21 protein-coding genes and 1 tRNA gene are annotated in these 24,321 nt (G+C 64.0%); 12 read left to right on the plus strand and 10 right to left on the minus strand.

Going from position 1 to position 24,321, the window contains the following annotated elements; all coding sequences use genetic code 11:
• Nucleotides 1-4 precede the first annotated feature (4 nt).
• Together ACFWP0_RS22030 and ACFWP0_RS22035 are read right to left on the minus strand one after the other, a co-directional pair.
• The gene (locus tag ACFWP0_RS22030) at nt 5-1,138 is read right to left on the minus strand and encodes an anhydro-N-acetylmuramic acid kinase (protein WP_377845628.1); all 1,134 of its coding nucleotides are present in this window, start codon (nt 1,136-1,138) and stop codon (nt 5-7) included.
• Between the two features lie 79 nt (nt 1,139-1,217).
• Nucleotides 1,218-2,627 (minus strand): peptidoglycan DD-metalloendopeptidase family protein, encoded by a 1,410-nt coding sequence (locus ACFWP0_RS22035; RefSeq protein WP_377845629.1) that lies wholly within the window; start codon nt 2,625-2,627, stop codon nt 1,218-1,220.
• A gap of 255 nt (nt 2,628-2,882) precedes the next feature.
• Here ACFWP0_RS22035 and tyrS point away from each other — a divergent pair, with 255 nt between their 5' ends.
• Nucleotides 2,883-4,112: a tyrosine--tRNA ligase gene (gene tyrS, locus ACFWP0_RS22040; RefSeq protein WP_377845631.1), complete on the plus strand. Its 1,230-nt coding sequence runs from the start codon at nt 2,883-2,885 to the stop codon at nt 4,110-4,112.
• A gap of 72 nt (nt 4,113-4,184) precedes the next feature.
• Complete coding sequence (locus tag ACFWP0_RS22045) at nt 4,185-4,838, plus strand: YbhB/YbcL family Raf kinase inhibitor-like protein (protein WP_377845632.1); 654 nt, start codon at nt 4,185-4,187, stop codon at nt 4,836-4,838.
• Nucleotides 4,839-4,906: 68 nt separating this feature from the next.
• On the opposite strand, the gene ACFWP0_RS22050 is transcribed toward ACFWP0_RS22045, so the two are convergent.
• Nucleotides 4,907-5,284, minus strand: coding sequence for a LysE family translocator (locus tag ACFWP0_RS22050; protein WP_377845634.1), 378 nt, complete (start codon nt 5,282-5,284; stop codon nt 4,907-4,909).
• A 192-nt stretch (nt 5,285-5,476) separates the two neighbouring features.
• On the opposite strand from ACFWP0_RS22050, the gene glyA reads away from it, so the two are divergent.
• A complete protein-coding gene (gene glyA, locus ACFWP0_RS22055) occupies nt 5,477-6,727 on the plus strand; it encodes a serine hydroxymethyltransferase (RefSeq protein ID WP_377845636.1) in 1,251 nt (416 codons plus the stop codon).
• Nucleotides 6,728-6,932: 205 nt separating this feature from the next.
• Nucleotides 6,933-7,412, plus strand: a complete 480-nt coding sequence (gene nrdR, locus ACFWP0_RS22060; protein WP_377845638.1) for a transcriptional regulator NrdR — start codon at nt 6,933-6,935, stop codon at nt 7,410-7,412.
• Nucleotides 7,413-7,457: 45 nt separating this feature from the next.
• Here nrdR and ACFWP0_RS22065 read toward each other — a convergent pair whose 3' ends face one another.
• Entirely contained in the window at nt 7,458-8,420 is a 963-nt protein-coding gene (locus tag ACFWP0_RS22065) for a GlxA family transcriptional regulator (protein ID WP_377845640.1), read from the minus strand.
• A gap of 19 nt (nt 8,421-8,439) precedes the next feature.
• On the minus strand, nt 8,440-9,003 hold the full coding sequence (locus ACFWP0_RS22070) for a cysteine hydrolase family protein (protein ID WP_377845642.1): 564 nt from the start codon (nt 9,001-9,003) through the stop codon (nt 8,440-8,442).
• Between the two features lie 177 nt (nt 9,004-9,180).
• On the opposite strand from ACFWP0_RS22070, the gene ribD reads away from it, so the two are divergent.
• The 8 genes from ribD to ACFWP0_RS22110 all read left to right on the plus strand — a co-directional run bounded on the left by ribD (nt 9,181) and on the right by ACFWP0_RS22110 (nt 18,972).
• On the plus strand, nt 9,181-10,323 hold the full coding sequence (gene ribD, locus ACFWP0_RS22075; protein ID WP_377845644.1) for a bifunctional diaminohydroxyphosphoribosylaminopyrimidine deaminase/5-amino-6-(5-phosphoribosylamino)uracil reductase RibD: 1,143 nt from the start codon (nt 9,181-9,183) through the stop codon (nt 10,321-10,323).
• An 852-nt stretch (nt 10,324-11,175) separates the two neighbouring features.
• Nucleotides 11,176-13,092: a PrkA family serine protein kinase gene (locus tag ACFWP0_RS22080; protein ID WP_377845908.1), complete on the plus strand. Its 1,917-nt coding sequence runs from the start codon at nt 11,176-11,178 to the stop codon at nt 13,090-13,092.
• A 12-nt stretch (nt 13,093-13,104) separates the two neighbouring features.
• Nucleotides 13,105-14,364 carry a YeaH/YhbH family protein gene (locus ACFWP0_RS22085; protein WP_377845646.1) on the plus strand — a complete coding sequence of 420 codons (1,260 nt, stop codon included), beginning with the start codon at nt 13,105-13,107 and terminating at the stop codon, nt 14,362-14,364.
• Nucleotides 14,361-15,914, plus strand: a complete 1,554-nt coding sequence (locus tag ACFWP0_RS22090) for a SpoVR family protein (protein WP_377845648.1) — start codon at nt 14,361-14,363, stop codon at nt 15,912-15,914. Before ACFWP0_RS22085 ends, ACFWP0_RS22090 begins: the two co-directional genes overlap by 4 nt.
• Before the next feature lie 131 nt (nt 15,915-16,045).
• A tRNA-Ser gene (locus ACFWP0_RS22095) sits at nt 16,046-16,136 on the plus strand.
• 244 nt (nt 16,137-16,380) lie between these two features.
• Nucleotides 16,381-17,553 (plus strand): glycosyltransferase, encoded by a 1,173-nt coding sequence (locus ACFWP0_RS22100; RefSeq protein WP_377845650.1) that lies wholly within the window; start codon nt 16,381-16,383, stop codon nt 17,551-17,553.
• 1 nt (nt 17,554) lies between these two features.
• Nucleotides 17,555-18,106 (plus strand): hypothetical protein, encoded by a 552-nt coding sequence (locus tag ACFWP0_RS22105; RefSeq protein WP_377845651.1) that lies wholly within the window; start codon nt 17,555-17,557, stop codon nt 18,104-18,106.
• 122 nt (nt 18,107-18,228) lie between these two features.
• A complete protein-coding gene (locus ACFWP0_RS22110) occupies nt 18,229-18,972 on the plus strand; it encodes a phosphatase PAP2 family protein (RefSeq protein WP_377845653.1) in 744 nt (247 codons plus the stop codon).
• On the opposite strand, the gene ACFWP0_RS22115 is transcribed toward ACFWP0_RS22110, so the two are convergent.
• From ACFWP0_RS22115 to ACFWP0_RS22135, 5 genes are read right to left on the minus strand one after another with little or no spacing between them, the layout of a single operon-like run.
• Nucleotides 18,956-19,441: a hypothetical protein gene (locus ACFWP0_RS22115; RefSeq protein ID WP_377845655.1), complete on the minus strand. Its 486-nt coding sequence runs from the start codon at nt 19,439-19,441 to the stop codon at nt 18,956-18,958. The two genes, ACFWP0_RS22110 and ACFWP0_RS22115, sit on opposite strands and share 17 nt — an antisense overlap.
• A gap of 38 nt (nt 19,442-19,479) precedes the next feature.
• Entirely contained in the window at nt 19,480-19,866 is a 387-nt protein-coding gene (locus ACFWP0_RS22120; protein ID WP_377845657.1) for a DUF4150 domain-containing protein, read from the minus strand.
• 30 nt (nt 19,867-19,896) lie between these two features.
• Nucleotides 19,897-20,610, minus strand: a complete 714-nt coding sequence (locus ACFWP0_RS22125) for a DUF3540 domain-containing protein (protein WP_377845658.1) — start codon at nt 20,608-20,610, stop codon at nt 19,897-19,899.
• Between the two features lie 23 nt (nt 20,611-20,633).
• On the minus strand, nt 20,634-21,695 hold the full coding sequence (locus ACFWP0_RS22130; RefSeq protein WP_377845660.1) for a pentapeptide repeat-containing protein: 1,062 nt from the start codon (nt 21,693-21,695) through the stop codon (nt 20,634-20,636).
• Complete coding sequence (locus ACFWP0_RS22135) at nt 21,692-24,313, minus strand: DUF2169 domain-containing protein (RefSeq protein WP_377845662.1); 2,622 nt, start codon at nt 24,311-24,313, stop codon at nt 21,692-21,694. Before ACFWP0_RS22135 ends, ACFWP0_RS22130 begins: the two co-directional genes overlap by 4 nt.
• Nucleotides 24,314-24,321 lie beyond the last annotated feature (8 nt).

Raw genomic sequence — 24,321 nt, forward strand, 5'->3', positions numbered from 1 at the left:
CCTTTTACGCGGGATACAGCGCGCCGAGGATGCGGGCGCCGCGCGCGCCCGTGACAGCCGGCAGTCCGGCGGGCTTGCGCTCCACGAAGGCCTGCGCGAGCCACGCAAAGGCCAGCGCTTCGACCTGCTGGGCGGGCACGCCCAGGGCGTCGGTGGGCTGCACGGGGCGCTGCAGGCAATAGGCCAGCTCGCGCATGAGCCCCGCGTTGTACGCGCCGCCTCCGCATACGAACACCTCTTGCGTGGCCGCGGCGGCCGCGTCGATGGCGTTGGCGACCGTCCTGGCGGTCAGCCGCTGCAGCGTGGCCTGCACGTCCTCGGGAGCCGGCCTGGGGCCGTCGAATGCGGCCAGCCGATCATCCAGCCACTGCATGTTGAACAGGTCGCGGCCCGTGGATTTGGGTGGGGGCAGGCCGAACCACGGCTCGCTGGCGATCAGTTGCTCGAGCAGGGGCGCCAGCACCTGGCCCGTGGCGGCCCAGCGGCCGTCGGCGTCGTAAGGCTGGCCCAGGTGGCGTTGGCACCAGGCGTCCAGGAAGACGTTGGCCGGACCAGTGTCAAAGCCGCGCGCGGGCTGGCCGGGCGCCAGCAGCGTCACATTGGCGATGCCGCCCAGATTGAGCACGGCGCGGCCTTGCGGCGCGCCGAAGACCGCGGCATGGAACGGCGGCACCAGGGGCGCGCCCTGGCCGCCGGCGGCCACGTCGCGGCTGCGGAAATCCGCCACGACGTCTATGCCGGTGAGTTCGGCCAGCAGCGCGGGCGCGTTGAGCTGCAGTGTATAGCCGCTGTCGGGGCGGTGCCGCACGGTCTGGCCGTGCGCGCCGATGGCGGCGATGTCCCGCGCCGGCAGGCCGGCGTCCCGGAGCAGGGCGGCCACGGCCTGGGCGTAGAGGCGGGCGAGGGCGTTGGCGGCCAGCGCGCCGCGCGCGAGTTCGTCGTTGCCCGGCACATTCAGCGCCAACAATTCACGGCGCAGGTTTTCGGGCATGGGCAGGCCGGCGCTGGCCAGCACCTGCGGCGCCTGGCCGTCCGCCAGCCGCGCCAGCACGCCGTCGACGCCGTCGACGCTCGTGCCTGACATCAACCCTATGTAGAGCGTTGATCTCCCTAGCTGCGTGGGCTTGGTGGAATTCACAGGCGCCTCGAAAGAAGAAAGGCGGCCGGGCAGAAGATGCGCGGGCCGCCTTTCATGGACGTTTTGCTTGCCGGTCCGGCTAGCGGCTGGCCACGTTGGTTAGCGCGTCGGGCAGGGTTTGCTGGAACTCGGTCAGCAGCTGGATCTGCTGCTTGTACGGCGCCACCGCCTGGTTGAACGCGCGGACTTCCGCGGGTTCCAGGGCGCGGGCGACCGGCAGGTCCACCGACAGCGGATCGATGGGCTGGTTGTCGACGCGGAACTCGTAGTGCAGGTGCGGGCCGGTGGCCCAGCCGGTGGATCCGACGTAGCCCAGAAGCTGGCCTTGCGAGATCTTCGAGCCCTTGGCGACGCCTTCGGCGATGCGGCTCTGGTGGGCGTACAGGGTCGAGTATTTGCCGTGGTGCTTCACGATGACGACGTTGCCGTAGCCGTTCTGCCAGCCCGAGAACTCGACCGTGCCGTCCGCGGTGGAGTGGATCGGCGTGCCCGAGGGCGCGGCGTAGTCGACGCCCTTGTGTCCCGTCCAGGTCTTGTGGATGGGATGCATGCGCATGCCGAACGTGGAGCTGATGCGGCTGAACTTCAGGGCGGTACGCAGGAACGCGCCGCGCAGGCTGGTGCCGTCGAAGTCGTAGTACGAACCGCTCTTTTCGTCGGGGCTGAACCAGACGGCGCTGTAGGTCTTGCCGCCGTTGATGAATTCCAGGGCCAGCACGCGGCCGGCTCCGGCGTAGCGGCCGTCGTGCGAACGCACTTCGTAGACCACGCGGAACTGGTCGCCTTGGCGCAGGTCGCGCAGGAAGTCGATCTTGGCGCTGAGGATGTCGGCCATCTGCATGGTGACCGAATCCGGGATGCCGGCGGCGTCGGTGGCGCCGAACAGCGACGACTTGATCGTGCCCACGGCGACGCGGGTCTGGCGGTCGGTGCTTTCGGTGACTTCCTCGGCCTTGTAGCTGTCGCCGGCGGGCGCGACGTGCAGCATGCGCGTCACGACCTGGCCATCCGCCTCGTTGCCGGGGGTGTGGATGTAACGCAGCCAGATCAGGTTGCCCTGGTCGTCGGTGGCGGCCTGCACGGAGCGGCCCGGGTACAGCTTGTAGATGCTGCGGGCGCTGGCGTCGTGCGTCAGGAAGCTTTGCAGATTCGGGGCGTCGAGCTCCAGGCGCTGCAGCACCGCGGCCAGCGTGTCGCCGGCGCGGATGCGGGTTTCGCTGATATAGGGCGCGGCGCTGGGGCTGCTGACCTCGACTTGCTCGGAGGTCAGCGGCAGAATGCTCTGGATGATGCGCGACGGGGGGAGTTCGCTGCGGTCGGGTTGCTGCACCATGCCGAGAGCGGCGGCGCCTGCGAACAGACCAATGGCGGTGACGAGAAGAGTGCGGCGGAAAAGTCCCGAGCGGTGGGGCTTGGGCTCAACGGGCGCAAACAGGGCAGCAACTTTGCGCTTGATGCTACTCGCCAGTTCGTGGAGGCCACGATTCATCGTGAAGATACCCTCTCAGGTGGCTTGAGCTCGCAGGGTGCGTGACACGAACGGCCCTCGCGCGCCACGTTTCCGGGGCAAGGGCTGGCGCGGGGCGCATCTTGTGAACAACGGGTGGTAGGCCGAACCACAACTGCGTATATGACAGTTGCGTATGATTAGGCCGGTATCCTAGCCGATTCGGCTAGAATTTTCGATAGTTTTCGTCACTTTTTACACCTTTTTGTCGGCTGAAGCCGCATTGGTCCCCCTGTCATGTCACCCTCCGAAGCCCCTATCACCCCCGAAGTTGAAGCTGATCTGCGTATAGCCAAGCGCGGCTGCGATGAGCTGTTGGTCGAATCCGAATTCGCCCGCAAGCTGGCCAAGAGCCGCGCCACCGGCGTGCCCTTGCGCATCAAGCTGGGGCTGGATCCCACCGCGCCGGACATCCACCTGGGCCACACGGTGGTGCTGAACAAGATGCGCCAGCTGCAGGACCTCGGCCACAACGTCATCTTTCTGATCGGCGATTTCACCTCCACCATCGGCGACCCCAGCGGCCGCAACAGCACGCGCCCGCCGCTCACCCGCGAACAGATCGAGGCCAACGCCAAGACCTACTATGCGCAGGCCAGCCTGGTGCTGGATCCGTCCCGCACCGAGATCCGTTACAACTCCGAATGGTGCGATCCCCTGGGCGCGCGCGGCATGATCCAGCTGGCGTCGCGCTACACGGTAGCCCGCATGATGGAACGCGAGGACTTCACCAAGCGCTTCAAGGGCGGCATCCCCATCTCGGTGCATGAATTCCTGTATCCGCTGATGCAGGGCTATGACTCGGTGGCGCTGAAGTCCGATCTGGAGCTGGGGGGCACCGATCAGAAGTTCAATCTGCTGGTCGGGCGCGAGCTGCAAAAGGAGTACGGCCAGGAGCCCCAGTGCATCCTGACGATGCCCTTGCTGGTGGGGACGGACGGCGTAGAGAAGATGTCCAAGTCCAAGGGCAACTACATCGGCATTTCGGAGTCGCCCGATTCGATGTTCGGCAAGCTCATGTCGATTTCCGACACGCTGATGTGGCGCTACTTCGAGCTGCTGTCGTTCCGTTCGCTGGAAGACATCGCCGCGCTCAAGCAGGAGATCGACGGCGGCCGCAATCCGCGCGACGCCAAGGTCATGCTGGCCCAGGAAATCATCGCGCGCTTCCATTCCGCGAAGGCGGCGGACGATGCCCTGGCCTCGTTCGAGGCGCGTTTCCGCGACGGCGCCATTCCTGAAGACATGCCCGAGGTGAACATCGGCGGCGCGCCGGTCGGCATCCTGAAGCTGCTGCGCGAAGCCGGCCTGGTCGCTTCCGGATCGGAAGCGCAGCGCAACGTGGAGCAAGGCGGCGTGCGCGTCAACGGCGACCGCGTGGAAGACAAATCGTTGCAATTGCCGGCGGGGACTTACGTCGTTCAGGTGGGCAAGCGCAAGTTCGCGCGTGTTAACTTGAACCCGTGAATGCGAAGTTTTTGATACGCTGAGGGTACGGACAGGGGCAGGGCGCCTTTGCAGCACATCAAGGAGCACGACATGGAACTTTCGAGTTTGTCATTTTCCGATCACGAGTCGATTCCCGAGCGCTACGCATTCGGCAGGATCGATGCGCAATCGCACGTCGCGCTGGCAGACAACTACAACCCGCAGTTTTCCTGGGACGACGTCCCGGCGGGCACGCAGTCGTTTGCCTTGCTCTGCCACGACCCTGACGTGCCTTCGCGTCCCGACGACGTCAACCAGGAAGGCCGCGAAGTGCCGGCCGACCTGCCGCGCGAGGACTTCTTCCATTGGGTGCTGGTGGACCTGCCGGCAGACCTGCGCGAGATCGACGAAGGCGTGTTTTCCAACGGCATCACGCCGCGCGGCAAGGGCGGTCCCCTGGCGCCGATGGACGCGCGCCAGGGCATCAACTCCTATTCCTCGTGGTTCGCCAACGACCACGACATGAGCGGCGAGTACTTCGGCTATGACGGCCCGTGCCCGCCCTGGAACGACGCGCTGGTGCACCGCTATGTGTTCACGCTGTACGCGCTGGACGTCCCCAGCCTGAACCTCCAGGGGTCGTTCACCGGCGAGGACGCGCTTCGCGCCATCCAGAAGCATGTGCTGGCCCAGGCATCGCTGACGGGCACGTACACGCTCAACCCGAAGCTTGCGCCCAAGCAGATCGGCGCCACGTCGGCCTGATTCCGGCTGCGTGATGAACCAAGGGCCGCGTATGCGGCCCTTTCCGTTTTGCGGCGAGCCAACCTTCGTCAGGCGGCCACGCGCTTTAGGCGCAGCAGGGCCAGGCCGAATGCGACAAAGATCGAGCCCACCACGCGGTTGAGCCATACGACGATGCGGGGTTGGCGCAGCAAGCCGCGGGCGCGGCGGGCAAGTGCGCCGTAGGTCAGCAGCGACACCAGCGACATGGCCATGAAAATGCCGGTCAGGATGAGGAACTGCGGCAGCAGCGGCTCGTGGGCATTCAGGAACTGGGGAAACAGCGCCGTGAAGGCAGCACGGTCCGCAATCCGCCGGCCGCGCCGTTGCGGATGGCGAGCATGGTGGCGGGGCCGGGACTGATGACGCCAGCCGCGGCTACTAGTGAGTAGGTTATGAGCGTGGCGCTTTGCATGAAAGTTTCTCAAGTCGGGTTGAGAGCGGTTTCCGGAGGCGGGGGAATGCCGTGGTTTTCACGCCCGTCCGGCGCATTTTGCCCGGGTTCGGGGCATTTTGGCGGCAATTGATTCCGCCCGACGCGGTAAACTACTCAGCATTCTCCGGGTTTACCCACCCGATGCAGTTTTCTCCTCTCTTACCGCCTCAGGAAACCCCCCGTCATGTTTGACCGCAACCTCACCCTGTCCAAGGCTGACCCGGACGTTTGGGCCGCCATCCAAAAGGAAGACGTTCGCCAAGAGCAGCACATCGAGCTGATCGCTTCGGAGAACTACGCCAGCCCGGCCGTCATGGAAGCCCAGGGCACGCAGCTCACGAACAAGTACGCCGAAGGCTACCCGGGCAAGCGCTACTACGGCGGTTGCGAATACGTGGACGTGGTCGAACAGCTGGCCATCGATCGCCTGAAGCAGATCTTCGGCGCCGAAGCCGCCAACGTGCAGCCCAACTCGGGTTCGCAGGCGAACCAGGGCGTGTACATGGCCGTGCTGAAGCCGGGCGACACCGTGCTGGGCATGAGCCTGGCCGAAGGCGGCCACCTGACGCACGGCGCGTCGGTCAACGCCTCGGGCAAACTGTACAACTTCATCTCGTACGGCCTGGATGAAAACGAAGTCCTGAACTACGCGCAAGTCGAGCAACTGGCCAAAGAGCACAAGCCCAAGCTGATCGTGGCGGGTGCGTCGGCCTACGCCCTGCACATCGATTTCGAACGCATGGCCCGCATCGCCCGTGAAAACGGCGCGCTGTTCATGGTCGACATCGCCCACTACGCCGGCCTGGTGGCTGGCGGCGCCTACCCCAACCCGGTTCCGCACGCCGACTTCGTCACGTCGACCACGCACAAGTCGCTGCGCGGCCCGCGCGGCGGCGTCATCATGATGAAGGCCGAGCACGAGAAGATCATCAACTCGGCGATCTTCCCCGGCATCCAGGGCGGTCCGCTGATGCACGTCATCGCCGGCAAGGCCGTGGCCTTCAAGGAAGCGCTGGCGCCCGAGTTCAAGGACTACGCGCAGCAAGTGGTCAAGAACGCCAAGGTGCTGGCCGACACGCTGGTCAAGCGCGGCCTGCGCATCGTCTCGGGCCGTACCGAAAGCCACGTCATGCTGGTGGACCTGCGTTCCAAGGGCATCACGGGCAAGGAAGCGGAAGCGGTGCTGGGCCAGGCCCACATCACGGTCAACAAGAACGCCATCCCGAACGATCCGGAAAAGCCCTTCGTGACCAGCGGCATCCGCCTGGGCACGCCGGCCATGACCACGCGCGGCTTCACCGAAGCCGATGCCGAGCTGACCGCCAACCTGATCGCCGACGTGCTGGACAATCCGCGCGATGAGGCCAATATCGCCGCCGTGCGCGCCCGCGTCAACGAACTGACCTCGCGCCTGCCGGTCTACGGCAAGAAGTAAGCAATCGGCCCTGAGGCGGAGCCGGTCTGCGCCTCAGGATCCCGGACAAAGGGACGGCTCCGCAAGGCGCCGTCCCTTTTTTGCGCGGTTGGCGAGCGGACTGGCCCATACTATTAGGGACGAATTCGTCCATATTGGCGCTACCCGCGGGGCGCGTCGTTACAATATGCTCAATTATTGCCATCAGCGCCTTTAGGGAACACACATGCGGTGTCCATTTTGCGGCAATGCCGAAACGCAGGTCGTCGACAGCCGGGTGTCCGAAGAGGGCGACGCCATACGCCGTCGCCGCCGCTGCCTGTCCTGCGACAAGCGGTTCACCACCTATGAGCGGGTGGAGCTTGCCATGCCCTCCGTCGTGAAGCGCAATGGCAGCCGCAGCGACTACGATCCCGCCAAGCTGCGCGGCAGCCTGAGCCTGGCGCTGCGCAAGCGGCCAGTCAGCACCGAGGACGTGGACGCAGCCGTTGCCCGCATCGAAGAGCAATTGCTCGCCAGCGGGCTGCGGGAAGTGCCCACCGAACATATCGGCGAGCTCGTCATGAACGAACTGCGCAAGCTCGACAAGGTGGCGTACGTGCGCTTTGCCTCGGTCTACAAGAGCTTCGAGGACATCGGCGAATTCGTCGAGGCCATCCGCGAAATGCAGGGGCCGCTGCTGCCGGGCAAGCTGCGCAAGGAATAGCCGCCCGCCCGCGGCTGGCTTGCAATGACGGCGCCCTGGCGCCGTTTATTGCATGGGCGCCGCGCGCATGAGGCTGGGCGTCAGCGGCTGGAACTTGCGCCACACGCGGCGCATGTGCTGTGCCGATCCAAAGCCCGATTTCTCCGCCACGCGCTCCAGGTCCAGCCGGGTTTCGCGCAGCAGGTCGCGCGCCAGCGCCACGCGGATCTGGTAGAGATAGTCCATCGGCGTGCAGCCCGCATGCTCGCGGAACAGCCGCGTCAGGTGGCGCGGGCTGGTGTGCGCCTGGTCCGCCAGCGATTGGGCCGACCAGGGCGCCGCCGGGTTGCGCACGACCGCGTCCTGGACCCGGTGCACGCCCGGATGCATGTGGCTGCGGTGGTCCAGCCAGGGCGACAGCGTGGAATCCGAGCCGGCGCGGCGCTGGTAAACCACCATGTCGCGCGCCACTTCGCTGGCGACGCGCGGGCCGCAATGGCGCGACACCATGTGCAGCGCCAGGTCGATGCCCGCCGTGATGCCCGCGCTGCTGACCAGGTTGCCGTCCTCAACGAAGATGCGGTTGTCCTGCACGCGGGCGCTCGGGTCGATGGCGCCCAGCTGTTCCAGGCAGGAGTGGTGCGTGGTGCATTCGCGGTGCCGCGTGAGGCCTGCGGCGGCGGCGAACAGCGCGCCCGCGCAGACGGTCATCAGGGTGAAGCCGTCGGCGGGGTGCCTGATGGCCAGCCAGTCCACGATGGCGCGCGCGTCCGGGTCGTCCAGGCGGGTGTGCTTGCCCACCACGCCGGAAATGATGACCAGCGCATGGGACGGCAGCGCCGCGGGCAGGGCTTGGACATGCGCCAGATGCAGGCCGGGAATGCCGCTTTCGACGTCGCGGGAAGGGCCGCAGAAGTGCTGTTCGAAAGCGTCGGGGCAAAGCTTGTTGGCGACGCGAAAAGCTTCCGCCGGACCCGCCAGGTCCAGCAGGACGATGCCCCGCGACAGCACGAAGTACACGGGAATCATGCGCGCCTCCCGCGGCGGGCTATGCCGCCAGCGCGTCGGCGGCGCGCACGACGCGGGCAAAGCGGCCTTGCAGGACCAGTTCGGTGTGGTCGCGGATCTCGGCCGGCGTGTAGTGCTTGCCGGACGGGCTCTGCATGGCGAAGGTGAGGGTGGCGTCGGTGGGAAAGAGCACCTTGAAGCCGGCGTCGCTGGCGTGGCGCGACGTGGTTTCGCAGCACTGCTCCGTGCGGATGCCGCTCACGATGATGCCTTCGATGCCGTGTTCAAGCAGCCAATCGTGCAAGGTGGAGCCGTCCGCAGCCTTGGCGTACAGCGAAGAATGCACGGTCTTGTGGAACACGGCGGTGGGGGAAATCCGCAGTTCCTTCAGCGTTCTGACGTGCCCCGAGGCCAGCGAAAACGGGTTGGCGGGGTCGCTGGACGGGCTGGTGTGGAACACCTGCAGCACCGGAATGTCCCGGGCGGCGGCCGAATCGATCAGGGGCTGGATCTGCGCCAGGAACGCCGGATATTCGGATTCATCCCAAAACGGACGCTGGCGGAAAGATTCTTGTACGTCGATGACGATCAATGCCTGTTTCATGTCCGGCCTCCTGGCCTGCGAATTTAAAGGGATCGGAGCTATTTTTACCCCAATCGGCCGCCTTCGCGAGCGCGATCCGAGACCGCTGGCGGCCCAAAACGGACATCCGGGGACGGCAACGGGTCCGCGCAGTAACGGCGTGTCTTGCCGGCGCGTGGCGGACATACAATTCCTGGCATGAAGACTCCAAGCGACACCGACGACCTTTTCTGGATGCGACGCGCCCTGGCGCTGGCGCAGACCGTCATGTACACGACCGCGCCCAATCCCCGGGTCGGTTGCGTGATCGTGCGCGACGGGCGCGTGCTGGGCGAAGGGGCGACGCAGCCGCCCGGCGGCCCGCACGCGGAAATCCGCGCGCTGCGCGACGCCGAGGCGCGAGGCGAGTCGGTCGCCGGCGCCACGCTGTATGTCACCCTGGAGCCTTGCAGCCATTTCGGCCGCACGCCGCCCTGCGTGGACGCGGTGCTGGCGGCGAGGCCGGCGCGCGTCGTGGTCGCCATGGGCGACCCGAATCCGCTGGTCAACGGACAGGGGCTGGCGCGCTTGCGCGACGCCGGCATCGAGGTGGCCACGGACGTCTGCCGCGAAGAGGCGCTGGCCGTGAACGCCGGCTTCATCTCCCGCATGAGCCGCGGCCTGCCTTGGGTGTGGATGAAGATGGCGGCCTCGCTGGACGGGCGCAGCGCCCTGCACAACGGCATGTCGCAATGGATTACGGGGCCCGAGGCCCGCGCCGACGGGCACCGCTGGCGAGCGCGCAGTTGCGTGGTCCTGACCGGCATGGGCACCGTGCTCAAGGACGATCCCCAGCTCAACGTGCGCGGCGTGGATACGCCCCGCCAGCCGCGCAAGGCCGTCGTGGACGGCCGTTTCGAGATCCCCGAGGACGCCCGCCTGTTCGACGGCGCGGAAGTCATACTCTTCACCGCGCGCGACGACGACGCGAAAGCCGAGCGCCTGGCCGCCAGGAACGCCCGCGTGGTGTGCCTGCCGGGCGACACGCCCGGCAGGGTCGACCTGCGCGCCATGATGCGCTGGATGGCCCGGGAACAGTTCAACGAGGTCCACGTCGAGGCCGGAGCCGGACTCAGCGGCGCGCTGGTCGCCGAGGGCTGCGTGGACGAGCTGCTGCTGTACCTGGCGCCCGTGCTGCTGGGCGACGCGGCCGGCATGGTGCGCCTGCCGATGCTGGAGCACCTGGACGCCGCCCGCCGCTACGAGTTCGTCGAGGCCGGAAGGGTCGGGGCCGACCTTTGCGTGCGCGCGCGCGTGGCCGACACCTGGCAAGCGCTGATGCAGCGGGTCGCGCTGTCCTAGCGGGCCGCAAACGAAGCAATTGAATGCAGCGGAAAGTGGCGGATGAACGCGGGCTTGGCGTGCGTATTTTCCCGCGCGCGAACGCCGCGTGCGCAAGGTTATCCGTGATGGCGCAAGGGGTACTAGCACTCTGCATGCGTGGCTGCCAATTCGCTGCATGCCGCGCGCAGCCTGCATTTGCAGGGTTCGCAAGCCCGCATGGCGGCGTCGTTGAATCCGCGAGCGACGCACGCGCATACATTTGTTGACGCTTGTGTAATCACTATTTTGGTTTATGCGCCAAATGAATTGCCACAAAACGGTCAATTGGCTTTAGCATAGGTGCATGACTTGGCGCTACGCGCTCACGGCCTTCCCGCACAGTGCCCACGCGCCCACGTCACCACGGATTCCCGTGCCGCGTTATCGGCGCTTTTCACGACCGGACCGGCACGCTGCTGAACGAAGACGCAAAGCGCCGTTCAGACCGTCCGCTGCCATCGCATAGCGGGCGCACCGGGTTTACGCCCGGATCATAAGAATCCACCGGGATATCGCTCATCCCTTCAAATGATTGCTGACCATTTCATGCGCGGCCACATCAGGCATGCCGGCTATAGCAATATGCTGAAGGAAAACGAGTGAACTTATTCACGTAAGTTGCATTCCCTGACGGAACTTGTTTCCGACGGGTGCAGCCTAAATGGAAAGGGCCCGATCATGCCGATGGTTGATGTGTGGCGAAAGCAACATAACAACTGGCCAACAATGCTTATGGCGAGATTGTCTAGTAAAGCGCAAGCGCTGAGGCACAATGGGCATGTAGGGACGTATTGGATTTTTCGCGTGTTGTAGGAGGTTTCCGTGCAAAACATCGTCGAAGGCTTCAAGTCGCAGTATGCAAGAGAGCAGGAATCGGAGCTCTCCCTCGAAGAGTATCTGAACCTCGCCAAACGCGATCCCATGGCGTACGCCAGCCCCGCTGAGCGCATGCTGGCCGCGATCGGCGAGCCTGAAATCGTGGATACGCGCAACGACCCACGTCTTTCCCGTTTGTTTTCCAACCGGACCATCCGGCGCTATCCGGCGTTCCAGGAGTTCTACGGCATGGAGGACGTGATCGGACAGATCGTCGCGTTCTTCAAGCACGCCGCACAGGGACTGGAAGAGCGCAAGCAAATCCTCTATCTGCTGGGACCGGTGGGCGGCGGCAAGTCGTCCATCGCGGAACGGCTCAAGCTGTTGATGGAAAGCTATCCCATCTATGCCTTGAAGGGTTCGCCGGTGAACGAGTCTCCGCTCGGCCTGTTCCATCCGGAACGGTTCGGCGACATGCTTGAAAAGGAATACGGCATCCCCCGGCGCTACCTGAGCGGCATCATGTCGCCCTGGGCGGTCAAGCGCTTGAAGGAGTTCGACGGCGACATCTCGCAGTTCCGCGTCGTGCGCCTGAATCCGTCGGTGCTGCGCCAGATCGCCATCGCCAAGACCGAGCCGGGCGACGAGAACAACCAGGACATTTCTTCGCTGGTCGGCAAGGTCGACATCCGCAAGCTCGACCGCCACTCGCAAGACGATCCGGACGCCTACAGCTATTCCGGCGGCCTGTGCCTGGCCAACCAGGGGCTGCTCGAGTTCGTGGAAATGTTCAAGGCCCCGATCAAGATGCTGCACCCGCTGCTGACCGCGACTCAGGAAGGCAACTTCAAGGGCACGGAGGGCTTCTCCGCGATTCCGTTCAACGGCGCGATCCTCGCCCACTCGAACGAGTCGGAATGGCAGACCTTCCGCAACAACAAGCACAACGAGGCGTTCCTCGACCGCATCTACATCGTCAAGGTGCCTTACTGCCTGCAGGTGTCGGAAGAGGTCCGCATCTACGAGAAGCTGCTGCATCACAGCTCGCTGTCCGAGGCGCCGTGCGCGCCGGGAACGCTGGACATGATGGCGCAATTCTCGGTGCTGACCCGCCTGAAGGAACCCGAGAACTCCAGCATCTATTCGAAGCTGCGGGTCTACGACGGCGAAAGCCTGAAGGACGTGGATCCCAAGGCCAAGGCCCTGCAGGAGTACAAGGACTACGCCGGCACCGACGAAGGCATGAACGGGGTGTCCACGCGTTTCGCGTACAAGATCCTGTCCAGCGTCTTCAACTACGACCAGACGGAAGTGGCCGCCAACCCGGTGCACCTGATGTACGTGCTGGAGCAGCGGATCGGCCGCGAGGACTATCCCGAGGAAATCCGCCGGCGCTACCTGGAGTTCATCAAGGGCTTCCTGGCGCCGCGCTACGCGGAATTCATCGGCAAGGAAATCCAGACCGCTTACCTGGAGTCCTATTCCGAATATGGCCAGAACATCTTCGACCGCTACGTGACGTTCGCCGACTGCTGGATCCAGGACGAGGAATTCCGCGATCCTGAAACCGGCGAGAGCTTCGATCGCAGCGCGCTGAACGACGAACTGGAAAAGATCGAGAAACCAGCGGGCATCGCAAACCCGAAGGACTTCCGCAACGAGATCGTGAACTTCGTGCTGCGGGCGCGCGCCAACAACAACGGCCGCAACCCCACCTGGACCAGCTATGAAAAGCTGCGCGAAGTGATCGAGAAGAAGATGTTCTCGAACACGGAAGATCTGCTGCCGGTGATTTCGTTCAACGCCAAGGCCTCCGCCGAGGACAAGTCGAAACACCAGAGCTTCGTGGATCGGATGGTTGAAAAGGGCTACACGGAAAAGCAGGTCAGGCTGCTGTGCGAGTGGTATCTCCGTGTGAGGAAGTCTTCCTGAGCGGGGTGAATCATGAATTCACTGATCGATCGCCGTCTTAACGGGCGCAACAAAAGCGCCGTTAACCGGGAGCGCTTTCTTCGGCGTTACAAGGACCAGATCCGCAAGGCGGTCCACGGGATGATCCGTGATCGCTCGATCCAGGACATGGATCAGGGCGGAGAGATCAACCTGCCCGCCAGGGACATCTCCGAGCCGACCTTCAGGCACGGCTCGGGCGGCGACCGGGAACTGGTGCACCCTGGCAATCGCGAGTTCGCCAAGGGAGACACCTTCGACCGGCCGCAGGGCGGGCAGGGCGAAGGCGGGTCCGAACCCGGAGAAGGCGAATCGGTCGATCAGTTCACCTTCAGCCTGTCGCGGGCCGAGTTCCTGAACCTGTTCTTCGAGGACCTGGAACTGCCGCACCTGGCGCGCAACCAGCTGGGCGAAGTCAGCCAGAAGAAATGGCAGCGCGCGGGCTACACCACCACCGGTTCGCCCAGCATGCTGAGCATCAGCCGCACGCTCAAGTCTTCCCTGGCGCGGCGGGTGGCGCTCAGCGTGAAGGCGCGCGCCGATCTTGAAGACGCCGAGGAAGCGCTGGCCAAGGCCCGCGCGGCGGGCGCGCCCGCCGCCGAGATCCGCACGCTGGAACAGGATGTCGAGGACTGCCGCGAACGCCTGGCCCGCGTGCCGTTCCTGGACGACCTGGATCTGCGCTATCGCAACCGCGTGTCGGTGGCCATCCCCATGGCGCGCGCGGTCATGTTCTGCCTGATGGACGTGTCCGGTTCCATGGACGAGGGCAAGAAAGACTTGGCCAAGCGCTTCTTCACGCTGCTCTACCTGTTCCTGTCGCGCAAGTACGAGCACGTGGACCTGGTCTTCATCCGCCATACCGACAATGCCGAGGAAGTGGACGAGCAGACGTTCTTCTACGACCCCAAGAGCGGCGGCACCATCGTGCTTTCCGCGCTGGAGCTGATGCGCGAGATTCTTGAAAAGCGCTATCCGCCCGCGGCATGGAACGTCTACGCGGCGCAGGCCAGCGACGGCGATTCTTTCGGCGCCGACGCCGGCAAGAGCGCGCGCTTCCTGGCCGAGCACCTGCTGCCGTCGACGCGCTACTTTGCCTATATTGAAATCCCCGACTCGCAGGAGGCGCGCAAGAGCAGCCTGTGGGCGGAATATGAACAGAAGCTGGAGCCGCACTTCGTCATGCGGCGCATCTGCGATCGCGGCGAAATCTTCCCCGTGTTCCATGATCTGTTCAAGAAGGAGACCGCATGAATGCCATCGTGGGTGCTCTCGTGGAGCCGGAGTTGGCCGGCGCAGCCCGGCCGATCTCCCAGGGTTCCGAATGGACGTTCGAACTGATCCAATCCTATGACGACGCGATCTCCCAGGTCGCGCGCGAGTACGGGCTGGACACCTACCCGAACCAGATCGAGGTGATCACCTCGGAACAGATGCTGGACGCCTACGCCTCGGCCGGCTTGCCCATCGGATATCCGCATTGGTCCTACGGCAAGGAGTTCATCCGCAACGAGCAGTTCTACCGGCGCGGCATGCAGGGACTGGCGTACGAGATCGTCATCAACTCCAACCCCTGCATCTCGTACCTCATGGAAGAAAACTCCATGACGATGCAGGCGCTGGTGATCGCGCACGCCTGCTACGGGCATAACTCGTTCTTCAAGGGCAATTACCTGTTCCGCCAGTGGACCGACGCCGACGGCGTGCTGGATTACCTGGTGTTCGCGCGCAAGTACGTGATGTCCTGCGAGGACCGCTACGGCATCGATGCGGTGGAAGCGCTGCTGGATTCCTGCCATGCGCTGTCGCACCACGGCGTGGACCGCTACAAGCGGCCGACGCCGGTGTCCTACAAGGAAGAAGCCGCGCGCCAGGCCGAGCGCCAGGAGCACGCCCGGCTGCAATACAACGACCTGTGGCGCACGCTGCCGCGCCTGGAAGCGGACAAGGACACGCGCGCCACGGCCTCGGTGTTCCCGCCGGAGCCCGAAGAAAACCTGCTGTACTTCATCGAGAAGTACTCGCCCAAGCTCGCGCCGTGGCAAAAGGAGCTTGTGCGCATCGTCCGCAAGATCGCGCAGTATTTTTATCCGCAGACGCAGACCAAGGTCATGAACGAAGGCTGGGCCACGTTCTGGCACTACACCATCCTGAACCGCCTGCACGAAAAGGGACTGGTGAACGACGGCTTCATGATGGAGTTCCTGCAAAGCCACACCAACGTGGTCAGCCAGCGCGGCTTTGACGAGCGCGGCTACGGCGGCATCAACCCGTATGCGCTGGGCTTTGCGATGATGTCGGACATCCGCCGCATCTGCGAGGCGCCCACGCCAGAGGACCGCCGCTGGTTCCCCGACATCGCTGGAGGCGACTGGCTGAAGACGCTGGACTTCGCCATGCGCAACTTCAAGGATGAATCCTATATCTCGCAGTACCTGTCGCCCCGCCTGATACGCGAATTCCGTTTCTTCGCGATCTCGGATCACCAGGCCAATCCTAAGCTGGAAGTGGCCGCCATCCACGACGACGACGGCTACCGCGACATCCGCCGCCTGCTGGCCGCGCAGCACAATCGCGACAACCAGGTGCCGGACATCCAGGTCGTCCGCTTCAACCGCGACACCGACCGTTCGCTGGTGCTGCGCCACCTGAAGAGCCGCGGCCGGCCGCTGGCGGGCGAGGATGCCGAGCAGGTGATGAAGCACCTGGCGCGCTTGTGGGGATTCCGAGTCCGGCTGGAAGAGACCGAGCCGGACGGCACGATCAGCTCCTACCGGGAGCAGGACCCGCCGGCGTCGGTGTAAGGCGCCGGTCGGGGAAGGGACGCGTGTAGTGCGTCCCTTTTTCTTTGCCCGCTTGCTGTGAGGTCCGGCATTCTGCTAGAATCGCGGATTCGCATTTTTCGCAGCAGCAAGCAAGCCCGAAAAATGCAGTAGGACAGGTGGCCGAGCGGTTGAAGGCGCACGCCTGGAAAGCGTGTATACGTCAAAAGCGTATCGGGGGTTCGAATCCCCCTCTGTCCGCCAAGAACACATGAAAGCCCTTGATTTCGTTGAGAAATCGAGGGCTTTTTGTTTGCTGCTCACAGGCTGGCTCCAGCAAGGCAGGCGCCGTCGCGTCCTTGCCTGCCGCAAGGCGCCTCTGGCGCCCACTCTCTCTGCGCGGAGCCGGGCAAAGGATGCCGGAAATGCTCTAACATCCGCGATTCGCCAGGGCAGGCATCAGCAAGTCAGGGCATCCGAACGCAGTGAATCAAGGAGCCCGGGTCGCATGTCGCCGAAAAGAATCCTGTTCCTCAGCGTGTCCGCGGGCGCGGGCCACGCGCGCGCCGCCGAGGCGTTGCGCGCCACCGCCGCTGCGGCGTTCCCGCGAGTGGAGACGCTGCACCTGGACGTGATGGAATACGTCCCTGCGGCGTTCCGCAAGCTCTATACCGATTTCTACATCAAGCTGGTCCATCGCCATCCGCAACTGTGGCGCATGCTCTATCACGCCACGTCCACGGCCGATCCGGCCTCGCCCACGCAGAAGCTGCGGCGCGCCACCGAACGGCTCGGCACCCGCGCGCTGCGGCGCGCCATCGACGAGTTCGCGCCCGACGCCATTGTCTGCACGCATTTCCTGCCCGCCGAAATCCTGATGCACGAAATACGGCGCGAGCGGCTGGCGACGCCGGTATGGGTGCAGGTGACCGATTTCGATCTGCATGGCATGTGGGTGATCCCGCGGATGACGGGTTACTTCGCCGCCAGCGAGGAAGTCGCTTTCCGCATGCGCGCCGCCGGCATCCCGGCCGACCGCGTCCACGTCACTGGCATCCCGGTGATGCCGGCCTTCGCCGAACCGCCGGATCGCCAGGCGTGCGCGCGCCATTTCGGCCTGGACCCGGCGCGGCGCACTATCCTGCTGATGGGCGGCGGCGGCGGGCTGGGCGGATTGGACGAGGTCGCCGCGTCGCTGCTGCGGCTTGGTCCAGCGGGGGCGCGGCACGATTTCCAGCTGATCGTGCTGGCCGGCCGCAACCAGGACGCGCTGACCCGGTTGCGCGCCATGGAGGCGGAGCATGCCGGCCGCCTGTTCCCGTTCGGCTTTACCGACGAGGTGCAGCGGTTGATGGCGTGCTCCGACCTGGTCATCACCAAGCCCGGCGGACTGACCACGTCCGAATGCCTGGCGATGGGCGTGCCGATGCTGCTCAACGCGCCGATACCCGGGCAGGAGGAGAGCAACGCCGACTATTTGCTGGAGCAGGGCGCGGCGCTCAAGGCGATCGACGCGGTGGCGCTGGAATACCGGGTGGGCATGCTGCTCGCCGAGCCGCAGCGTCTGCAGCGGATGCGCGCGGCCGCCGCCGCGCTGGGGCGGCCCCAAGCGGCGCAGTCCGTGCTGCAGATCGTTGCGGATGCTCTCGACGCGGCGGATGTGAACGATGGCGGGCGGTGAAATGGATGTTGCCAATCCGCCGGTCAGCGCCGGCGCCTCGCGGCCGTCCCGGCATCCGCTGGCGGTGTCGCTGACGATAGCCTGGACGCTGCTGCTGGCGTATTTCTTCGCCAATGTGGAAATCCAGATCGAGGGCGCCGCGGGCTGGGCCGCCAATCTGCCGACCTGGCGGATCGAGCGGCATTGGCTGCTGGATCTGTTCTGGGGTGGCCGCGCGATGACCGGCTATCACGCCTGGATATTTCCCTGCGTGGCGTTGTTCTTCCATTTTCCGCTGGTGTTCGGCGGCTATTGGAACTGGCGGGCGCAGGCGCGGGTGATCGCCTGCATCATGCTGTTCTGGATCACCGAGGATTTCCTCTGGTTCGTGCTGAATCCCGCTTACGGGCTGGAGCGCTTCGCGCCCGAGCATATCCCGTGGCATATCCATTGGTGGGCCGGCGCACCGGTGGATTACTGGATTTCGCTCGGCGCGGCGGCGATGCTGGTGTGGCTGTCGTGCCGGCGGGCGCGAGTGCGCTGTCGCGCCATCGATCCCGCCCGCTCGGTCTAAAATGGCCGCCATGCAAGCCTGTGACGCCGTTCTTCGCCCAGCGCCGCCCGCCGACGCTGCCGCCTGGCCGGCGGCGGTGCAGTCCATGACCAATCTGATCGACCAGCACGTGGAAAGATGCCATGTCCGAAACCAGGGATGACCTGTCCGGCTCGGTGGAGGATGCCGCCGGAGTCCGAGCCTACATGCGACGCAACGCCTGGCGGATCGTCCTGCTGTTCGTGGGGGTGCTGATTCCCTTGAGCGTGTTCGTGGCGTTGGCCGACGAGGTGCACGAGCTCGAATCGCTGTTCTTCGACGATCCCTTGCTGTGGCGCATGCACGCATCCGCCACCCCGGGCCTCAACCACTTTTTCGTGTTCATGTCCAAGGCCGGCTACCAGTACGGGGTGATCCCCATCGACGCGCTGATCGTGCTGGCGCTGCTGGCGGCGCGGCGCTGGCGCGAGGGCACGTTCGCCGCGGTGGCATTCGTGGGCTCGGCGCTGCTGAATCTTTCCGCCAAGCAGCTCTTCCAGCGCGACCGGCCCAGCCTGTGGGAATCGATCGCGCCGGAAACGACCTTCAGCTTCCCCAGCGGCCATGCGATGGGTTCGATGACGCTGGCGGCGGTGGTGATTCTGTTGGCTTGGCCGACCCTCTGGCGCTGGCCGGCGATCCTGCTTTCGGTTGCCTTCACGCTGGCGGTGGGCTTGTCGCGGGTGTACCTGGGCGTGCATTACCCGTCCGACATCCTTGGCGGCTGGGCGGTGGCGCTGGCCTGGGTGGTCGGCGTGTACCTGGCCATGTTCCGCAACCATCGCCGGCCGTGGAGCACCAGGCAGGCCCAGTTCCGGCGCACGCGAAACGCTAAGGCAGAAGCATGACAAAGCGCCGTGGCTGCCTGGCCAGATAGCGCACCTCGAACGGCTGGCCTTCGGCCGGATAGCGGACCTCGCGCCGACCGGGGTAGACATTGAAGTCGGAACTATCGAATTGCGTTTCCAGCCGTTCGCCATCGGCCTTTTGCAGCATGACGGTATAACGCCGCACGGGACGATCGTTGAAAATGTCGCCCGTCTGCCTGCTGGAGACGATTACCGCCTGCCCCGGGGTTCCATAGTGGTAAATCAACGGGGCAGTCAGGCGCGAGCCAAAGAAAAACAGCGCCGGCGTGCCGAATGGGATGCAGATCAGCAGGGCGCATAGCGCCACGGTAAGCGGCGTGCTGGATTGAGGCACCCCCATCATTCGGGAGATCGCCACCAGGCCCAGCGCCAGAACAACAATAAGAACGGGAAACGGCCACACCTTGTCCGTCGCCCAGACCAGTAACGAAACCAGCGTTTCCATCATGGCTATCCAGGATCCGCGCGATCAGCGGCGCAACATCATCAGGGCGCCAGCACCAGGACTTTAAGCTGGCTGGGAACCACGCGGCACGAAGTCGGGCAATTGATGAGGTTTGCGGGCCCGATGCTGGTCATCCGCGTGCTGGGCGAGCCTCTCACAATGACGGTAAACGCGCCGGTGACGTGCTGCTGCCGGGCCATCACGGTTTGCGAGACCAAACCCATGCCGACGCCCGGGGTGTCGCCCATCGTGAGCGGACGGGCGCTCATCAGGTTATGCCACGGCCCGCCTCCGGCCAGGACATTGAACGCCACCGGGACGGTCATGGGCCCCATGGCCATGTTCGGATAGGGAATGGGCGGGATGGGCGTCTTGCAGACGTCCGGAAATCCCAAATCCATTCCTCCGAACTGTGCATTTGCAAACATGGATATCTCCTCGCGAAAGGTGTGCAGGCCCTAGCCCACAAGAATTTGCTTGCCGTCGGCCTTTATCAAGGTCTCGCCGTTGATAAGCGTGGTGTTTCCGCTAAGCCGGGCAATAAAGTCCGCGGCATAGTCGAGATTGACCGCTTTGACGGTGTCGGTGCCCGTGACGTAGCGGGCGGACCGGCCCGTCGTTTCGGTGACGGACTGGTAGTACGACTCGCGTTGATCGCCGGTGTACTTGGATGTCAGGGCCATGACATCGAGTTCGACACTGGCCAGCGTATAGCGATGGCTCTTGATTGCCCAATCCACTGTGTCGACGTCGCCCGAGCCGGCCTTGAGGCTGAAGGCGTCGGCCTCCATTGCAAGGCGGCTGTTTGCTTTCAGGGTAAGCGCGTCCGCGGACAGGGCAAGCTCGCCATCGACGTGCAAGGTGGCGCGCCCGCCGGCGCCCTGTTCCAGCACCGCAATAATGTAGAGGCCGCCCGCCGCGTCGCCGGACACCAAGACCCTGTCGCCCGGCTCGGGCAGCAGCAGGCAGCTCGCCGCGCGCTTGACCTGATATTGGCGCCCGTGCACGCGATTGCTGACCGTAAAAAAGGCATGGTCATGGGCGTCGACAAGAAACGCGCTATGAACCTGCGTATCCCCGCTGAATGATGTCGCCGCTTTTTGAAGCAGCAGCGGATGCAGCGGATCAGAACGGTCCGCGCCGGCCGGCTCGCCATCGGCTCCGGCCGGCATGTCGCTATCCTGCCGACGGTGATTCATGGCAATTTCACCCATTGTTCCGCGCGAAGCAGATCATGGTCCGCAGGCAGAATGCCAAGCCTGGATCCATAGCGCGTATCGTGGTCGATGACCGCATGATGCTTGCTGCGCATGAAGCGCCCTCCGCTGAAATCGGCCTGGCTGATGTCGGAGTAAGAGAAATCCGTAAACGCCATGTCGCAGCCTGAAAAGTCGGCATGCCGCAGATTGCTGCGGTTCAAGATCGTCATGTTCATGTCGGCGCCACGAAAATTGGCGCGCTCGCAGTTGGTGTCGGAAAAATTGGCGCACTCAAGGTTTGCGCCGGCAAAGACCGCGTTGGCTGCGTTGGCTTGCATTACCAAGGCCTGCCGCATATTGGCCCGGTCGAACCGGCACGCCTGCAACCCGCAGCCCTTGAAGCAAACCTGGGATAAATCCGCATGCGAGAAGTCGCTGCCGGCCATGTCGCTGTCGGTAAACTGGCTTTGAAACAGCGGCACGCCTTGAAAAACATAGTCCTTCGCCGTGCACTCCATCGCGATCAGATTCGTGAAGCGAGCGTTTTCCAGCGTCAGATTGCTGAAATTGAAATCGGCCAGCACCAGATGCAGGAAGGCGGAGTCCTTGAACCGCAGCCGTACCTGCCGATTGCCGGACAGGACCAGCTTTTCCACCCGTGACGCCTCTATGGCCAGATCAAGAATCGGCGCGTTGATCAGCGCGCCCTCCGCGTACTGGCACGCGCGGAACACGCACCCTTCGAAGGCGCATTCCAGGAACTGATGCGTGTGGAACGTGGTGCTTTCAAACACGCAATCCACAAAGCGGCAGCTTGTGAACACGCAGTCCCTCAGTATCGCGTCCGACCATCGCGCCCCGACGAACACCGCGCCGTCGATATGGCATGACTGCCAGTCCATTCCGGTGAACGTGTTGCGCTCAATAATGCACTGGCGGATCTCCGCGCCATGCCATGCAACCCCGTGCCAAGCCAGGTCTTTCCATAGAAAGCCTGTGATCGACTCCCCGTCGTTCACGCGAGACAGGAACTGCTGCTGTACCGGGTCCGGCGTCATGGCTTCTTGCGCAGCGGATAGGCGTTGGATCGGTCCATCAACATATCCCGCTGAATCGTGCCGGCATCAGCCCTGATCATGGACAGCTCCGCACTAAAAAATGACACATGCCGCAAGTCGGCGCCGCTCAGGTCCGCCGACTTCATTTGGGCCTCGCTGAAATCCGAGTTGGCGATGCGAGCCTGGGACAGGTCGGTTCGTATGAACAGGCATCGCTTGAAGAAACTGTCCACAAGGTTCACGTCCTGCATCTTTGCTTCGGAGAAATCGCAAGTGCTCAGGTCGCTGGCCACGACGTTTCCATGGTTGAAGTCGACGGTTCTGAAGCTGGATGCAGAGATGGTCGAATGGGAGATGCCGATGTCCGGGATGGAGGTCTCCGGGGCCACATACAGCTTCGACGCGTCGCATCGGGAAATGCGCAGCCCTTGTATTGCCGCTATGCCGACGAATGACAGGGAGTCGATCCGGCAAGCCTCCATGCGCAGCCCCATTACCCTTCCTTTGATAAAGGCATGCCTCAGGAAATGGCAATTTTCAAATTCAACCCGCTCCAGCCTGCCGCGCATGCAGGAGAAATTGACAAAGCGGCAATGCTCGAACACGCAGCCTTTCAAGGTGATCTTGAGGTGCATCCACGCAGTCAGGTCCGACTGCACAAAGCGGCAGTCTTCAAACTTCGCCTTGTCCGACTGCACGTTGGGCAGCCGGCAAGCGATGAACTGGCATTGCCTGAAATGCGCTTGGCTCCAGTCGGCCGATGAGAAATCGCAGCCATTGAAAACGACCTGGTCGAAATCGCAGCATGCCATCTGCGACTTCGAGAAATCACAGCCGGAAATGCGGCTTTCCCTTATCGTCAGGCCGCGCAAGTTCCAGCCCGCGTAAGAGGCGGCCGCGGCAACAAAACCGTGCAGCTCGTAGCCATCGAAGCCGGCGGGCAAGGGTTCGGTGATCAGCTGATTCAGGCCGAAAATCCGATGTAGCCTCTTCGGGTTGCCGGACCAGTCTCGCTTTGCCGGCTTGGCGCCGGGCGCGCTGGAGACGATGTCCGCAAACTGTTCAAACTGCTGGAGCCGAAGCCGCCGCAACTGGTCTTGCGCGGCTTGGCCGGCCATGGCCTGCGGCCCTCTGCCGGATTCGATATCTTTCTCGGCGTCTTCTTTCATGCGAGCCAGCAGGGCTTTCCGGCGCTCTTCCAGAAAGCGCTGCTGGTCATGCTCGACGGCTTGCGACCGCTCGTGAGGTCCCTGCGTGGATGCTTGCCGGCGCTCCCTGAATTGCTGCTTGACCGCCTTCAGGCTGATCTCCTGCTGCTGCCGCTGGAGCATGTCCAGAACGACGTCATCCCGCGCTATTTTGCCGTTCTGGCTTTTCTTCAGCCACGCCAGCTCCGCCTCGACCCGGGCGGCATCCTCGGGTTTGGCGCAATAGCCGTCTTTGCGCGACGCGTTCTGCGCCAGTTCCCTTTCCAGCTTTCTGCGCTTGTTCTGCAGCAAGGGGGATAGCGAAATCTCATCAAGGGATGTGCTGCGAATAAAACGGGTATCGACAAGCTGCTTCTCAAGCAGCGCGTGAAGCGCGCCGGTTTCCGGATCGACTCGATGGTGAAAGACATCTTCGTAATAGGCAGGCGATTTCGCCGAACCGTCATGCTCCGCCGCGTACAACACATGGCTCACGTCGCTGGCATCGTCCTCGCTGACCGGCACGGCGCCTTGGTACAGCAGAATCGCCTTTTCCAGGTGCGGGTAAGCCCAGTAGGTGGTGAGCCCTAGCGGGACCTCCTCCAGGAAGCCAGCGCGCCGCGCAATGGTCTCTGCCCTCCGGATGAAGGCCCTGGCGACAAGCGGTGGAATGGTCGTGGCCAGTTTTTCCTTGCCCGGATGCAGATGTGTAAAGACGATCTTGTCTCCCGCTTGAAGACGGTTGAGCCGCTGCCGCGCCGGACTCTGATTGAAATATTCCCAATCGATGTCCCTGGCAAACCCGGGAAACTCGTGAGTCCGCCAATGTTCGTCATACGTGCCCAGCATCCGGTTCCTGCCGGGAGACTCGATGGGAATGGCGGAGTATCCGGCGGGCGCGTAGCGCTGCCCCTCGCGAATAACGGGATGCGCGGGGTCTTCGATATTCGGCAGAAATCGGACGTGCAGGCCATTGATTTCTGTTGCCCGATGGCCTTTGCCCAGCGGGTTCTCCTCGAACCCCTCGCCGCCATAGGCGTTGCGCCAATTGATGGGCATCGTGTCGAAAGGAAGCGCCGGGCCTGGCTTGCCGTCCGTCCAGTAGCGATCCCCGCTGACCCACAGGTCCTTCCTGACGTTGTTGACCGAGACCGAAACGGCGGTTCTGCCATTGACGGCATATTTTCCAAACGCATAGGCGTTCAGAATGATCTCGGGGGTGCGCTTGGGAATGCCGAAGTCCAGCGCTTCCGCGCCAAAATTCAGAACGGACTCTTCGTTGAACAGGCCCCATAGCCGCTGCTCGGTCTCCAGGTGGAACCCGGAGGAAAAGTCCACCATCGCATAGACGGTGGTGGCCAGATAATTGCTGTTCAGATGCCTGTACGGCCGGGCAAGGCAGGAGAGTCGGTTTGGCTTGAGAACTTTCATTGATCGGC

The organism is Achromobacter sp. NPDC058515 (assembly GCF_042721735.1).
Lineage (GTDB): Bacteria > Pseudomonadota > Gammaproteobacteria > Burkholderiales > Burkholderiaceae_B > Achromobacter.